The organism is uncultured Tessaracoccus sp., from assembly GCF_947255005.1.
Classification (GTDB): Bacteria; Actinomycetota; Actinomycetes; order Propionibacteriales; family Propionibacteriaceae; genus Arachnia.
This window is the reverse complement of the sequence record NZ_CAMYFI010000022.1, coordinates 21,479-35,582: the sequence shown is the minus strand read 5'-3', so window position 1 is coordinate 35,582 and position 14,104 is coordinate 21,479. Positions and strand designations below refer to the sequence as shown.

The 14,104-nt window shown below is 63.4% G+C and carries 13 protein-coding genes; 11 read left to right on the top strand and 2 right to left on the bottom strand.

What is annotated here, in order from left to right:
- The 7 genes from Q0X61_RS06625 to manA all read left to right on the top strand — a co-directional run.
- The coding region (locus Q0X61_RS06625) for a sugar phosphate isomerase/epimerase (protein ID WP_297741547.1) at positions 1 to 888 on the top strand (888 nt) is incomplete at its 5' end.
- A gap of 3 nt (positions 889 to 891) precedes the next feature.
- Positions 892 to 1,929, top strand: coding sequence for a glycosyltransferase (locus Q0X61_RS06620; protein WP_297741545.1), 1,038 nt, complete (start codon positions 892 to 894; stop codon positions 1,927 to 1,929).
- Entirely contained in the window at positions 1,926 to 2,951 is a 1,026-nt protein-coding gene (locus tag Q0X61_RS06615; RefSeq protein WP_297741543.1) for a glycosyltransferase family 4 protein, read from the top strand. Before Q0X61_RS06620 ends, Q0X61_RS06615 begins: the two co-directional genes overlap by 4 nt.
- Positions 2,948 to 3,877 carry a glycosyltransferase family 2 protein gene (locus Q0X61_RS06610; RefSeq protein WP_297741541.1) on the top strand — a complete coding sequence of 310 codons (930 nt, stop codon included), beginning with the start codon at positions 2,948 to 2,950 and terminating at the stop codon, positions 3,875 to 3,877. Before Q0X61_RS06615 ends, Q0X61_RS06610 begins: the two co-directional genes overlap by 4 nt.
- 2 nt (positions 3,878 to 3,879) lie before the next feature.
- Positions 3,880 to 4,995: a glycosyltransferase gene (locus Q0X61_RS06605; protein WP_297741539.1), complete on the top strand. Its 1,116-nt coding sequence runs from the start codon at positions 3,880 to 3,882 to the stop codon at positions 4,993 to 4,995.
- Between the two features lie 60 nt (positions 4,996 to 5,055).
- Positions 5,056 to 6,246: an O-antigen ligase gene (locus tag Q0X61_RS06600; protein WP_297741538.1), complete on the top strand. Its 1,191-nt coding sequence runs from the start codon at positions 5,056 to 5,058 to the stop codon at positions 6,244 to 6,246.
- Positions 6,247 to 6,333: 87 nt separating this feature from the next.
- Positions 6,334 to 7,515, top strand: a complete 1,182-nt coding sequence (gene manA / locus Q0X61_RS06595; RefSeq protein ID WP_297741536.1) for a mannose-6-phosphate isomerase, class I — start codon at positions 6,334 to 6,336, stop codon at positions 7,513 to 7,515.
- A gap of 49 nt (positions 7,516 to 7,564) precedes the next feature.
- On the opposite strand, the gene Q0X61_RS06590 is transcribed toward manA, so the two are convergent.
- The gene (locus tag Q0X61_RS06590) at positions 7,565 to 8,374 is read right to left on the bottom strand and encodes an acyltransferase family protein (protein ID WP_297741534.1); all 810 of its coding nucleotides are present in this window, start codon (positions 8,372 to 8,374) and stop codon (positions 7,565 to 7,567) included.
- 484 nt (positions 8,375 to 8,858) lie between these two features.
- On the opposite strand from Q0X61_RS06590, the gene Q0X61_RS06585 reads away from it, so the two are divergent.
- Genes Q0X61_RS06585 through Q0X61_RS06570 form a run of 4 tightly spaced genes read left to right on the top strand, consistent with a single transcriptional unit; the run spans position 8,859 to position 12,509 of the window.
- Complete coding sequence (locus tag Q0X61_RS06585) at positions 8,859 to 9,794, top strand: glycosyltransferase family 2 protein (protein ID WP_297741532.1); 936 nt, start codon at positions 8,859 to 8,861, stop codon at positions 9,792 to 9,794.
- Positions 9,791 to 10,795, top strand: a complete 1,005-nt coding sequence (locus tag Q0X61_RS06580; protein WP_297741531.1) for a glycosyltransferase — start codon at positions 9,791 to 9,793, stop codon at positions 10,793 to 10,795. The genes Q0X61_RS06585 and Q0X61_RS06580 overlap by 4 nt, the downstream gene beginning before the upstream one ends.
- Complete coding sequence (locus Q0X61_RS06575) at positions 10,786 to 11,823, top strand: prephenate dehydrogenase (RefSeq protein ID WP_297741529.1); 1,038 nt, start codon at positions 10,786 to 10,788, stop codon at positions 11,821 to 11,823. The genes Q0X61_RS06580 and Q0X61_RS06575 overlap by 10 nt, the downstream gene beginning before the upstream one ends.
- Positions 11,823 to 12,509: a cytidylyltransferase domain-containing protein gene (locus Q0X61_RS06570; protein WP_297741527.1), complete on the top strand. Its 687-nt coding sequence runs from the start codon at positions 11,823 to 11,825 to the stop codon at positions 12,507 to 12,509. Before Q0X61_RS06575 ends, Q0X61_RS06570 begins: the two co-directional genes overlap by 1 nt.
- Positions 12,510 to 12,557: 48 nt before the next feature.
- Here the strand turns inward: Q0X61_RS06570 and Q0X61_RS06565 are convergent, their stop codons facing one another.
- A complete protein-coding gene (locus Q0X61_RS06565) occupies positions 12,558 to 14,009 on the bottom strand; it encodes a lipopolysaccharide biosynthesis protein (RefSeq protein WP_297741524.1) in 1,452 nt (483 codons plus the stop codon).
- Positions 14,010 to 14,104 lie beyond the last annotated feature (95 nt).

The window sequence follows — 14,104 nt, the reverse complement described above, 5'->3', positions numbered from 1 at the left end:
TTCTTCTACCCCGGCGATCTCACTGACGCCGTGAGCGTCGGGCGCGACTACCACTTCCGTCGCCCCTGGGGCCTGCCCGTGCGCCACCACGACTACGCGAAGCTCATCCAGGGAACGAACCCCGACTTCATCGAATTCCACCTTTCTTACAAGGATGTCGACCTGAAGTCCGAAGACTTCTTCTCGGGGCGGCTGCCGTTCGGGTTCACCGTCCACCTTCCCGACCTGTACGCCGGCGACTTCATCGTCAACCTCGCCAGCGAGGACGACGACATCTGGGAACGTTCCATTTTCGAACTCCAGCGCGTGATCGACCTCACCCGGCATATGACGCAGTACTTCACCGTCGATGAGCCGCCAGTGGTCATCGCGACGATGGGTGGCTTCACCGCGCACGGCTTCGTTGACCCCTCCGAACGGCCCAAGATGTACGCGAGGATCGCTCAGGCCCTCGAGCGCGTCGATGAGCAGGACATCCGCCTCACTGCCCAGACGCTGCCGCCATACCCGTGGTTGATGGGCGGTCAGCAGTACCACAACCTGTTCATGGGGCTGCAAGACACCGTCGACTTCTGCAACGAGTACGGGCGCCGCCTCACCCTCGATATCTCGCATTCGAAGCTGGCCGCCAACTTCCACAAGATGTCGTTCAGCACCTACGTGGAGGCACTCGCTCCGCTGTCGGATCACCTGCACATCGTCGACGCGGAAGGCGTCGACGGAGAAGGTCCCCAGATCGGAGAAGGCGAGGTGGATTGGCCCGTGCTCGCCGAGCAACTCGACCGGCTCGCGCCCACCGTCGGTTTCATTCCCGAAATCTGGATGGGCCACACGAACAACGGCGAGGGCTTCTGGAAGGCGCTCGACCGCTTGGAGGAATGGTTCTGACCTGTGACAACACCTCTGACACTGTGGGTATCGCCGGTGAGCAACCTCGCCGGTGTCGCCCGGCACATCCTCGACGTTGCCCGGGCGGACATCCCCGGCTGGAGGTTGCACGTCGCGGCCCCGGAAGGCCCGCTGCTGGATGAGTTGCGCGCTTTGGGTGTGGCAACCACACCGATTCCGTTCGACTCCTCGTTCGGCAAGTCTGTGCGGGTTTTGCGGGCGCTGGTGTCGCGGCTCAAGCCTCAGATCGTGCACTCCCACCTGGCGAAGGCGGACTTCGCCGTGGCGCTGGCCTGCGTGGGCCTTTCGCCGAAACTGGTCTCGACGGAGCATGGCATTGCCGCTGACCCCCTGCTGTACAACACCAAACCGATCATCGCCTGGGCCAAGCAGCGAGCGCACCGCTTGCGGTGCCGACGGTTTGCCCACATCATCGCAGTGAGCCAATCAACTGCCGAGCAGATCCAACACCACTGGTCTCCGAAGACACCGGTCACCGTCGTCCTCAACGGAGTGGACCGCCCCGAGCACACGCCGGCCCGCCGCCCAGGCAAGCGCTACCTGTCGTTGTCGAGGCTCTCACATGAGAAGAACATCGCTGCGATCGTCACCGCGTTCGCTCGGCTGGATGCGGAGGCGACCCTCACGGTCGCGGGCGATGGCCCAGACCGCGAGGCAATCTCGGCGCAGGTGCGGGAGCTAGGCTTGGAAGATCGAGTCTCGCTCCCCGGGAATCTGGAGGCACAGCGGGCACTGGCCGAGCATGACGTGCTCGTGCAGTTGTCGAAGTGGGAAAACGCGTCCTACTCACTACTGGATGCCACCGTCAACGGCCTCGGTGTCGTGGCTACTCCCGTCGGCGGCAACCCGGAGATCCTTCCGCCGCGCTGCCTCGTGGTTGCGGAGAAGGTTGACGCCGTCGCGCAGTGCATGCGTGAGCAGGCGGAGTTGGAGGCCCGGCCGGTGCTGCGCGAAAGCTGGCCCACCGTCGCGGAAATGACGCAGCAGATCGCGCGCGTGTACATGGAGGTGTCTCGATGAAGCTGGCATTTGCAAGCAACCACGGCGAGTTCGGCGGCGGTGAGGTGATGATGTTCGCGATGGCTGAGATCGCCCGCGACCTTGGGCATGATGTGACCGTCGTCGCCCCCTCCACGCCCAACGACGTCGTGCGGCGGTCCATCGAGCGTGGTTTCCACACGGTCGAGGTCCACGCAAAGAGCACGGTGGAATACCTGTGGCGGCTACGTCAGTGGGATAGGCGTCGGGAAGGTCTTCTTTGGTGCAACGGCTTGCGCCCGGCACTCGCGACGGCAGGTCACGGCGAACGCGTCGTCCATCTGCATATTGTGCCCAAGGGCAAGCTCGTACCCGCCGCCCGCGCCGCCGTGGTGGGGGCCAGACGGGTGGTGGTGCCCTCGGAGTTCATGGCAAAGGCAGTGGGCCTCGGCAGCCAAGTGCTCGAGAATTGGAGCGCCGGTGTTAGCCATCCTGCCCGAACGAGGGCAGACGAGGACGCCCACAGGGTTGGCTTCATCGGCCGAACCTCCATCGACAAGGGCATCGACACGCTCGCTGCAGCGGTGGCGCGCCTCAACCATCAGGGCGGGCACTACCGGCTGGTGATCGCCGGCGAAGCACGATTCGTCGATGAGGAGCAGCGGCAGGCGGTCGAGCGTGCGCTGGCCCCCGTCGCGTCGGTCACCGAACGGCTCGGTTGGGTGACGCCTGAGGAGTTCTACGCGCTGACCGACGTCGTCGTCGTGCCCTCCACCGTTGACGAGCCCTTCGGCCTGGTTGTGACCGAGGCGATGTCCGCCGAGGTGCCACTGGTGGTGACCGATGCTGGGGCAATCCCGGAGATCGTCGGCCCCAAGTATCCTTGGATGGCCCGTAAGGGTGATGCCGCCGATCTGGCTCGGGTGATCCGCCTGGCGGCCACGCAACCCGCTCCCGGCATCCTGCGGGAGAACCACCGCCGCTGGCAGGAACGCTACTCACCCGCCGCCGGGCGCGAACGCTTCGGCGCGCTGCTCACAGAGCTGGAAGGAGCCGGACGATGACCCTCGCGTCCATCGTGATTCCCAGCCGCGGCGGCGCCAAGCGCCTGCCCGTCCTGCTGTCTGCGCTCGCGGCCCAAGATGACCGCGATTGGGAGGCCATCGTCGTCATCGACGGCGACATTGACGACTCGGCATCGGTCGTTGCCCGCTACGCGCACCTGCCCGTTCGATCCATCGTGTTCCCGGACAACCGTGGCCGTGTGGCAGCGCTCAATGCCGGCTTCGCTGAGGCCGGGGGCGACGTCCTCATCCGGTGTGATGACGACCTCGTGCCCGCGCCTGATTACGTGCGGCAACACAAGGCGGCAGCCACGGCTCACGGAGGCGCCATCGGGCTGTGCCTCAACGAGTTGCCGGATACTCCCTACGCCCGCGCCTATGGGGCAGAGGCTGACAAGCTGTTTCAGGCCGCCGCCTACCGCACTCCATCGGATTCCGCGTGGCGGTATTGGGGCGGCAACGTCTCCGTCACGAGGGAGATATGGCAGCGCGTTGGGCTCTACGACACTGACTATCGCAGCTATGGCTGGGAGGACGTCGATTACGGTTACCGTGTGTTTGCCGACGGAAACCCCGTGACGATCGTCCGCGAGCTTGCCACCCCACACCGTCTGGCCGCGGTGACAACACGCTTGCGGGTTCTGCGCGCCTTCCACTCGGGTGCCGCCCGCAGGACCTTCGAGGGCAAGCATCCTGAAGCTAGGCTGTCCCCGGCAGAGCCCTCCCCTTCCTCGATATGGAACAAACTCGTGCTGGCAATCGGCAAGCACTCGACGCGACGAGAGCTGGTCGTCGCAGCTCGCGTCGTCGATGTACTGGCGCGCGTCCTTCCCCGGCGGATCTCCCGCAAACTCATCGCTCTCCTGGTGGAGGGTGCGGGGGTGGCGGGATACCGTCGTCCCTCCGACACGACCACGGACTTCTGATTATGACCAGACCCAAGGTGGCCATCGCCCACGACTACCTCACCCAGCGCGGAGGCGCCGAGCGCGTCGTGTTGGCAATGCTGCGAGCATTCCCGGACGCCGATTTGTACACCACCGTCTACAACCCGGAGACGACGTTTCCTGAGTTCAAGGAGCGCCGAATCTTCACCACCGGGCTCGACAGGCTGCACCTGCTACGCCGCGACCACCGATTCGGGCTGCCGCTCTACCAGCGGGGTATCGATGCCTCGCCCGTTATCGACGCCGACGTCCTCCTCGTCTCCACGACGGGGTTTGCCCACGGATTTCGCACGACGGGCCGCAAGCTCGTCTACTGCCACTCCCCTGCTCGCTTCCTGTACCTCGTCGACGATTATCTGGGAGACGGCCGTCGTCTGAGCCCCATCGGGCTTGGCCTCGCTGCGTTGCGTCCCTCCCTCATCCGGTGGGATCAGCGGGCGGCCCGCAGCGCCGACCGCTACCTCGCCAATTCCACCGTCGTGCGGGAGCGCATCAAGGATGTGTACGGCATCGACGCAACTGTGGTGCCTGCGCCACCGGCGGTGAGCAATCACACCTCCCCCACACCGCTGGCAGCCTTGGCCGACTGGGCCGACGGCTTCCACCTCATCGTCAGCCGGCTCATGCCGTACAAGAATGTGGACAAGGCGATCGACGCCTTCCGCGCCATGCCCGATGAGCGGCTCGTTATCGTGGGCAAGGGGCCGATGCGCGATGAGCTCCAGCGCAACCTGCCCAGGAATGTGCGCATGTTCGAAGGCATCTCCGACGGCGAACTCGCCTGGTGCTACGCCAACGCACGAGCACTCATCGCGCCAAGCTTCGAAGATTACGGCCTCACTCCTCTCGAGGCTGGTGCCTTCGGCACACCGACGCTGGCCCTCCACGCCGGCGGCTACCTCGACACCGTGGCCGAAGGTCTGAGCGGGGTGTTCTTCCCAGCCCCGACAGCCGAGGCGATCGCGACCGCGGTGCGTGAAAGCTTGGGGACAAACTGGGATCACGATGCGATCCGTGGCCACGCCGAGCGCTTCGCTGAGCCACACTTCCGCAGAAGGCTTGAGGAGCACGTTGGGGAGCTGGGTGGCTTCGCTTAAGATGATCTCGATTAACCGTGTCTCGTTTTCTCAAGCCGTGTCGGAAGGGCTGGGCCAGTTTTGAACTCCGAAATCCGTGGGGGGTCAGATCGATTTGATGATCCGCTCAGCTTTTTTATTGCATCCCTGGCTATTTTCCTAACAGCAAGAGATTACTTTGTTTGGCTTGACTTCTCGATTTCTGGCCTGCCAACCAACACGTTGGCTGCTGTGGGGCTTGTCGCCATAGCAAGCTTCCGAAAACCTAAATGGCGCCTGCGGCTCCCGTTCATCACGGTAACGGCCGTGGCGCTCTTTTTGTGGTTAGTGTTCACCACTGTTGTTATTCATGGCGACTGGAACATCCGCCGAATGGGCAACATCCTCGTTCTGCTTCTCATTGGAGGAGCAATCGCATCTGGTCGACTTGGATTGAAATCCCTCACTGTGGGCGGCATCTTGGGATATCTGCTTGCCCTAGTAACGAGCGTCATCCTCATGGAGGAGAGTTCGTATACTGGTCGTTTGACGGGGGTATTGGGCGACCCAAACGCGGCTGGGTTCATCTTGGTTACGCTCGGCTTGAGCTTCGCCCAAGGGCTCGACTCGAGGCTACGCCCGTGGCGATGGGCACTCTTTACCGTTGCTGTATTCGGAGTGTGGCTTACTCAATCTCGAACCACCATGTTTGCGCTCGCCATCGCAACGTTGTGGATTTTGGTTAGCAGGTTTCTTCCTCGCTGGCCAGCGGCTCTCGCCTTGGCCTCCACTGTTTGGTTTTATGCCTGGATCTACGGGGTCATGGAGGAGCGCGGTTGGTTTGCAGACCGCGACGGCTCCGACGCCCTGCGCGAACGCTTGATATTAGCCGAACAGCTCCAAGTCCAACAGGCTGGATGGACAGGCAACGGGCTTGGTACTGCAGTTGCAAAGCTCGACAACATTACCCTGTTCTTTCACAATAGTTACCTAGCAATGCAGGCTGAGGGCGGGAAAATTGCGTTGTATTTGCTGTACGCCTTTATTGTGGCACTCTTCCTGACCATCCACCGGGTGCCTTCCAAATCCCGGCCCGTTTGGGTCGAAGCCGGAGTGATTGCTGGGTTTATCTGCTCCATCAACATCGGATTTTCTATTACGCACCCAGCCTTGGCGGTAGCGATTGGTTTGTATCTATACCATTACTGCAAGTTCAGAGAGGAGTCCCAACGCGATCAGCTCCCCTCCGCCTACCGTAAGCCTGAGCTTAAGGCAGCACCTCAGCCACGTTGAGCTCTCTGTGAGTTTCCTCAGGGTTCTGTGATTTCAGTTCAGATGGGTTAGGGTTAGGCCCGACAAGGAGAAGAGAGGGAACTACCGATGCATCGGTTGTCAGGCGCCGTGCAGCATTTTGCGTGGGGGAACCGCACCGAGATTCCGCGCCTGCTCGGCGTCGAACCCGACGGTCAGCCGTGGGCCGAGTACTGGCTTGGCGCCCATCATGCTGGCCCCACGCATTACCTTGACAATCCGAACGAGACCCTCGCCTCCCATCTTGAGCGCTACCCCGAGAACATCGGCGACGCCTCCATCGAGGCCTACGGCGCCAAACTCCCCTACCTGATGAAGATCCTCTCGGCGGCGGGCCCGCTCAGCCTTCAGGTGCACCCCACACGCGAGCAGGCCGTCGCCGGCTACGCGCAGGAGTCCCTGGCCGGGCTGCCGCTCAGCCACCCCGAGCGCTCCTACAAGGATGATTGGCCCAAGCCCGAAATCATCATTGCGCTCACCCCGTTCGAGGGCCTCGTCGGTTTCCGCGACCCGCTTGAATCCGCCACGCTGTTCGAGGCACTGGGAGCTGGTGAAGAGCTTGCCGCCATCATCGAGCCACTGCGCGAGCATTCCGAGCAGACCGCGCTGCAGAAGGTGTTCCTGGACGTCCTCACCATCGGCGAGCACCGAGACCTAGTGAACCTGGTGCTCTCCCGCGCGGCAGAACTCCTCGACGCACCCGGCACTGTTGGGGAATTCGCCCGCACGGCCATCGAGATCAACGAGCACTTCCCCGGCGACCCGGGCATCCTCGCGGCGCTACTCATGAACCGCGTCACGCTCGCCCCCGGCGAAGCCATAGCGCTCGAGGCCGGCGTCCTGCACGCCTACCTGCGCGGCACCGGCATCGAGGTGATGGCCTCGTCCGACAACGTCCTTCGCGGCGGGCTCACCACCAAGCACATCGACGTCGACGGGCTCCAAGGCTTGGTCAGCTTTCGCACCCTCCATCCACAAGTCCAGCTCCCCGAGGGTTCCGAGGGCCTCTTCCGCTACCCGACGACGTTTCCCGAGTTCGAGGTGTGGCTGCTCACACCCACCAGCGACACCCGCCTCACCATGCCCCGTGAGGATGCGGGCCGCATCGCGCTCGTCACCGAAGGCGAGTTCGTCCTTGATGGGGATCGGCGCCTCACACTCAGCTGTGGCGAGGCCGTGTTCATCCCCGCTGGAGAACACGTCGTAACCTCCGGAACTGGCCAGCTCTTCGTCTCGGCGTCGGGCATCTGAGCCTCTTCGGCGCCGTGCCCTGGCTGATTGCTCGGCGGCACAAACACCCTCACCGGCGCATTTCTTGCCTTTTGTGCGCCGGAAGCTGGGGAAACTCGAAGAGCAAACCAGTGAAGCGGTAGCCCCACAAGAATAGAGCGGGGACCGCGAAGCCCACGGTAATTTGAATCAGTAGGAAGAGCCAAGGAGCGCTCTCGGCCACTTCCTGAAATGCCAACGCCGACAACGCTTGCGCTGGAAAGTGAACGCAGTACAGCACTATCGACTTCTGACCGAGCCACTCGAGCGCTGGCATCCGTGGTGCTCTAGACCACAACCAGATGACCGTGAAGACGCCCTCCCAAGGCAATAGCCACGTCCAAACCTGTCCCTGATCGACCATCGGAATCCCCCAGCCAAAGGCATGGGAACAGGCGATCACAACTCCCACGAGGCCAGCCACCCCAACGATCCAAACAGGCATGGTAAGGATCGAGGTCAAATGGCGACGAACTGCCACACCCAGCATGAACATGGCACCGAAGAACAGTACACGCCGGATCCAGTTCGTCGATGGGTCAGCCACCACGAGCACCCCCAACATGCCCAACATCATGACCCACGCTGGTATCCAGCGCGTGAACCACGCAATCGGGTAGCAGCAAAGCAGAACTGCCAAGAACCACATGTGGTATGGGCCGACGATCCAAGTCTGCGGTCGGGTAGCGCTCGAGAGCTCCCCCAGGCAAGCCAGCGTCACCAATGTCCACACGACATACGGCCAAAGAACCCTACGTAACTTCCCTGAGGCGAAGGAGCTGAGCGGCTTGTGTACCGAATTTGCAAGCAGCATTCCAGACATCGCCAACAGCATCGGCATGCGAAACGCTGCGAATCAAGAGACGAAAGCGTCCCAGCTTGGCAAGGACAGGTCGCCTCCAACCTGGAGTACACGAGGGATGCCAGCGGCGTGGTGAAGGACCACCAGACTAACGGCCAGCCCACGCAATGAGTCCATCCAATGCATTCTGCGTTGAGTGCCCAGGGCCCAGCACCTTTCTCTCGTCGCCCACAGCTTAGCGTTACATCGCGCCGCCGCGTCGCACGTCGGAACCACCACCTTAATCTTCGGGACGGCTTGGTGCGTCGCACAGGAATCGCAGACGACAATGTGATGGATCCGGGCTAATATGGCGCTGAGCGACACTCATTGCCGCAGCACAGTAGAGACGAGGGGCCTTGCAAGACTGGACATCACACATCACTGGTCTCCGTGCCGTGTCGCTCTCGACAGTCCTCCTCACCGCTCCCACTACGGAGTTGGTGCTGTGCACCGGCCCCGACGATGAGCCTGGTGCGCTGTCATGACGCAGCGGCCTAGCATCAGCGCCATCATCCCGCACTACGGTGACAGCGAACCCACGCAAGCGTTGATCGCCCAGCTTGAAGCTCAACACGGCGCCCCAGACATCGAGATCATCGTCAGCGACGACTGTTCCCCCTCCCCGTTCCCAGAAGGCTCCGGGTATCAACTCATCCGCAGGCAACGCAACGGCGGCTTCGGCTCGAACGTCAACTCTGCCGCGGCCGCTGCGACAGGCGACTACCTCCTGATCCTCAACAGCGACCTCTCCCTATCGCCGAACTTCTTCTCCAAGCTCGCGCAGGCAGCGACGAAGTTCCCGAACACGGTCATCAGCCCGAAGGTCATCGAACACGGTGCCGCCAACTACACCGCCCGCCGCTGGCCGAAGGCCCGCCATCATGCCTGGGAGTGGCTCACACCACTGGCCCGGATCAGACACACCAAGCTGTGGCATCGGTTCGTCGGACATGACCTCAAAGCGCACGCTTCCAGCAGCGCCGTCTCTGTGGATTGGGTCATGGGAGCCTGCATGTTGATCCCCCGCGACGCGTTCGAGCGCGTCGGCGGTATGGATGAGCGCTTCTTCATGAACAGCGAGGAGGTGGATCTCCAACGTCGCCTGAGCGAGGCCGGGGTTCCGTCGATGTACCTACCCGAGGTATTGGTGGAGCATGCGGCGGGCGGGTCGACGCCGTCGGACCGTCGTCGGGGTTGGGTGACGGACTCCCGCTTCCAATACGCGCAGAAGTGGGGAGGCGTGCGAGGGTTGCGCGCGCTGTTACTCATCGCCACCGACATCAATTTCCTCTGGAACCTCACCCGTCAGGCCAGGCGCGTCGAGGGCGTGAACGCGCGACGCACCCGCAGGCACGAACGCCAACTCATCGCGCATGCGTGGGCCATGCGCCATGGTAAAGAGGGGTACCAGCCATGAGCCTTCCGCACGTCATGTTCGTCGCACCCGCCTTCCACGGGTACGCCCAGTCGATTGCGCGTGGCTTCGAGCTATCCGGGCACGAGGTCACGCTCCACGAGTACGACCGGTTGGATGGCTTCCGGGCAAAGCTGCAGCACAAGGCGCGCGTCGAGCTGCCAACCAAGCTCGGCCTCAAGGACGAAGCCGGGGTGCGTGCCGGGGCCAGCACTGCCGAGGCAATCCGAGCAGCACGCCCGGATGTCGTCATCATCATTCGAGGCGACCACGTGGACGACGTGGTCTTCGATGCCATCGACAAGGTAGGCGCCCGACGTATTCTCTGGCTCTGGGACGAGGTTCGACGCACCAACCACACCGAGGCCACGCTGAACCGCTTTCCGCAGCTCATCACCTACTCGCCACTGGATGCCCAAGCGTTTGCGGTTGCCGGGCGCGAATGCATCCATGTGCCCAACGCGTTCGACCACACCATGGTTCCCACTGGGCGCAGGCAGTCCAACGACATCCTCTTCATCGGGGCCCGGTATCCGCGTCGGCAGCAGTTCGTCGAAGCACTCGTTCGTGCCGAGGTGCCCGTGATGGCGGTGGGTCGCTCGTGGAGTAAGCACCTTTTCGACCGCGCGAGGACGTGGCAGTGGCGACGCCCTAACGTGCGCTCCATGCGGGATGTGCCGCGCTTGCAGGGCTACGAATTGACAGCAGGAGCCCCGGCGGCGCTGAATGTCCATTTCGATCAGGACGGCTTCACGATGAAAACCTTCGAGGCCCCGGGCGTGGGTGGCGTGCAACTCATTGACCGACCCGACGTGGCGGAGTACTACGAGCCGGGCAAGGAAGTGTTGGTGTTCGACAGCGAGGAGGAGCTCGTCGAGCTCGCCCGACGGTGCATCCGCGACGACCGCTGGGGAGACACCATCAGAGACGCGGGCCAGCGCCGCACGCTCGCTGAACACACGTTCGTGCACCGGGCCAAGGAGGTGGCGAAGCTGTGGGGTTGAAGTTCACCGACCACGGCTCGTGGGCAGCGTGGCAGGCGTCTCGTCGACGGCTCCACGTGCTGAAGGACAGGCTCACCCGCAAAGGCGGATCCGGCTCCCCGGTGACCTTCGAGTTCCTGGTGCGAGGCTCGGAGCCGAAGCTGCTCGTCGCCTGCGATTCCAACTCGCCTACTAACCATCACTCGCTGCTCACCCCGCTCGGTGATGCCCTGGATGCCGTGATCGTGAAACCGACGACGGTGAATCTGGAGCTCCCCGCCGGGGCGTGGCGCGCGTTGCCGTCGGCAGAGGCCCTGCCGTCGTCGGTGGAAGCCGTGGCGTCGATCGGTGATCACCTGCCAGCAGGGGCCTGGGCCCATCAGCTCGCCCGGAAGCGTAGCTGGCAGCAATGGGTGGTGCAACATGGACTCCTGACGCCGTTCGCGCCTCCCCCACCACCTGGGGCCACGGTGTTGACCTGGTCGCCGGCGGATTCAGAGTATCTTGGGGCTGGCCGCCCGGATCTGGCGTTCGTGGACGTGGGTTCCCCCATGCTCGCCGCCGCGGCTGGGCACCCGGCGCCGCACATCAGCCGCTTCGAGCGCCCGGTATTTCTTGGACAGCTGCACGGTGCGGAGCTGAGCCGTTGGTCGATGACCCGTTCCGTCACGACGTTCTGGCGCATGACTAAGGCCACCTACCGTCCTCATCCGCGGGAGGAGGACAAGCTCTCCCGCGCTCAGCATGCGCTCTGGCGTCGCCTGGGGATGGAGATTGACGCTGACGGCACGCTCGCCCTGCTGGACCGGCCCGTCGTCGCGGCGTTTTCCACCGGGGTATTGGAGGCTGCGGCTCGGGGCGTACCATCGTGGGTGTTCCATGTGAACCCGCCTGCCTGGCTCGAGGAGTTCTGGGCTCGCTACGGCATGGCCCGCTGGGGGGATGCCCCCACCCACTGGGAGAACACCTACCCCGCTGCACCCGCCACGCTGATCCGAAGCCAGTGGACACAAGCCTCCAACACCGGCACGACAACGAAGGACATCTGATGAGCCGCTACGTTGCAGTGATCCCCGCCCGTGGTGGGTCGAAGGGTATTCCGCGCAAGAATCTCCAGCTGCTGGCTGGCAAACCACTCATCGTGTGGACGATTGAGCAGGCGCTCGCCGTCGAAGGGCTGCACGTGATCGTCTCCACCGAGGATGCCGAGATCGCCGAAGTCTCCCGCTCCGCTGGTGCGGAAGTGGTTGGGCGCCCAGTGGAGCTCGCGCAAGACACCACGCCGACGGAGCCCGTCGTGGAACATGTGATCGATGTGCTCACCGGGCGCGACGAACGGCCCGACGCGGTGATGCTGTTGCAGGCCACCTCGCCCATCCGGCTGCGCGGCACGCTGACGCGCGCGATCGAGCAGTTTGAGGGAACCGATGTGGACTCGCTGGTGGGCGTCGTGGCATGCCCCCCGTTCCTCTGGGCCTCGGAAGGTGGGCGTGCAGTGCCCCATTGGGATTTCGAGCACCGGCGTCGCCGTCAGGACATGACGGAGGCGGAGCTTCGGTATCGGGAAACCGGCTCGGTGTACGTGACGGCCACGCACGTCTACGCCGAGCAACACAACCGTCTGGGTGGACGGATTGGGCTGTTCATCATGGAGGAGATCGAAGGCATCGACATCGATACGCTCGCCGATTTCGAGCTGGCAGAGCACAAGATGCAACAGCTGCTCCAACCGTGAGCATCCAGGCGCCCGCTGGCCTCCATTGCTAGCCGTGGAGGCGACGATTCACGATCGTTTCAACGCAGACCGAACACCGTTCACCGCGAAACGCACGTCGGCTCGATAGCCTGGGCACAGCCACATCGCAACGCCGTGGAAGCACAGGAGCAGGACGCCGATCACCACCAGCTGTGCCAGTGCGGGCAGCCAACCAACGAACATGGAGGCCACACCCCAGGCACCGAGGGCACTCACGGTGCCGATAGCCGCTTGCATAGTGGAACTGGCTAGCAACTCCTTGGTGCGCACTCCCGTAACGCGGCCCGCCCAGTACAAGGAGAACGGCCAGAGGATCACGTGTGAGATCGCTACCCCTGCGACAATGCCGTAGGCGCCCCAGAGCGTGCCGATTCCGACCAAGACGGCCTTGGTTGCCAAGGAAATCGCTGACAGATGGATGAGCGTCCTGCCGCGTCCGCAGCTTGTGAGGATCCACCCAGCGACAGACCCCATGAGAGCAAATGCTTCGGAGGCTGCGATCAAACGAACGAACGGCACCGATGCGCCCCAGCCGTTGCCGAGCGCCAGCTCCACCAGAGGACCGGCAGCCGCGGCCAGCCCCCCCGCGACGAAAGCGATGGGAACATTCAACATGATCTGGCCTTTTCGAGCCAGGGAGGCGAGCGCCTTGGTGTCGTCTTGCACGGGCGCCATGGTTGAAAGCGCAACGCGCGCGAAGGGATTGGAGAGCATACTCAGCGGGGCTCTCGTGATTTGGGAAGCGCGGTTGAAACCCCCTACCACAGCCTTGCTGTACAGGCGGCCGAGCAACACCACGTCCAGGTTTCGATGAGCATAGGTCAACAGACCTGTGAGGAAATAGGCGACGCCAAATCGCAGCAGCTTCCGAGTGCCGAAGCCCCGTCTGGCGCGGCCTGGAAACCATTTCGCGGCCCACACGACGGCGGTCAAGGTACCTACGCCAGTCACCACTTGCGGAACGGTCAGAGCCAACACGCCTCCGCCGCTGAAGGCAAGCAAGAGGGAGAGGGTCATCCCAACCACTGCCGCAGTGGTGTCGATGATCGCCAGGATGCCATAGCGCATCGAACGCATGAGGCTGGCTCGATACTGAGCAGAAAAGCCTGCCAGGAGCAGTGTTGGCGCCATCACATAAAGGACGGTCTGCACCGCTGGCTCGCGGTAGAACCACGCGGCTAACGGCGCGAGGGCTACAGTGAGCAGCGCCAGCCCGCCCCCCACGCTGGCATTGATCCACCAGAGGTTAGTCCGTACCTGCGTCGGCAGTTCCTTTGCCTGTACCGCGGCGGTGGACAACCCCAGATCTTGGAACAGCGTCGTGATGCCAATGACGGTCATCGCGACGGCGTACACCCCGAATTCTGCAGGTTGAAGCACGCGGGCGAGGATCACCAGCCCGGCGATTTGCACGAGCATATGCACCGCAGTGCCCGTCAGTGTGTAGAGGCCAGCCTTCGCTGCTCCCGACTGTGTCACAACTGGTCTCCCCTACCTGTTTCTCGGATTCAGCATAGAGCTGCTGGCAGCGCCTGAGCGAAGCGGGGCATCTGCGTGGCCGTTGCAAACGGAGT

What these genes read in the sequence shown, in the direction of transcription:
- Q0X61_RS06570 (WP_297741527.1), top strand. Translation starts at nt 11,823, where the DNA reads ATGAGCCGCTACGTTGCAGTGATCCCCGCCCGTGGTGGGTCGAAGGGT.
- Q0X61_RS06610 (WP_297741541.1), top strand. Translation starts at nt 2,948, where the DNA reads ATGACCCTCGCGTCCATCGTGATTCCCAGCCGCGGCGGCGCCAAGCGC.
- Q0X61_RS06585 (WP_297741532.1), top strand. Translation starts at nt 8,859, where the DNA reads ATGACGCAGCGGCCTAGCATCAGCGCCATCATCCCGCACTACGGTGAC.
- Q0X61_RS06590 (WP_297741534.1), bottom strand. Translation starts at nt 8,374, where the DNA reads ATGCCGATGCTGTTGGCGATGTCTGGAATGCTGCTTGCAAATTCGGTA.
- Q0X61_RS06615 (WP_297741543.1), top strand. Translation starts at nt 1,926, where the DNA reads ATGAAGCTGGCATTTGCAAGCAACCACGGCGAGTTCGGCGGCGGTGAG.
- Q0X61_RS06605 (WP_297741539.1), top strand. Translation starts at nt 3,880, where the DNA reads ATGACCAGACCCAAGGTGGCCATCGCCCACGACTACCTCACCCAGCGC.
- Q0X61_RS06580 (WP_297741531.1), top strand. Translation starts at nt 9,791, where the DNA reads ATGAGCCTTCCGCACGTCATGTTCGTCGCACCCGCCTTCCACGGGTAC.
- manA (WP_297741536.1), top strand. Translation starts at nt 6,334, where the DNA reads ATGCATCGGTTGTCAGGCGCCGTGCAGCATTTTGCGTGGGGGAACCGC.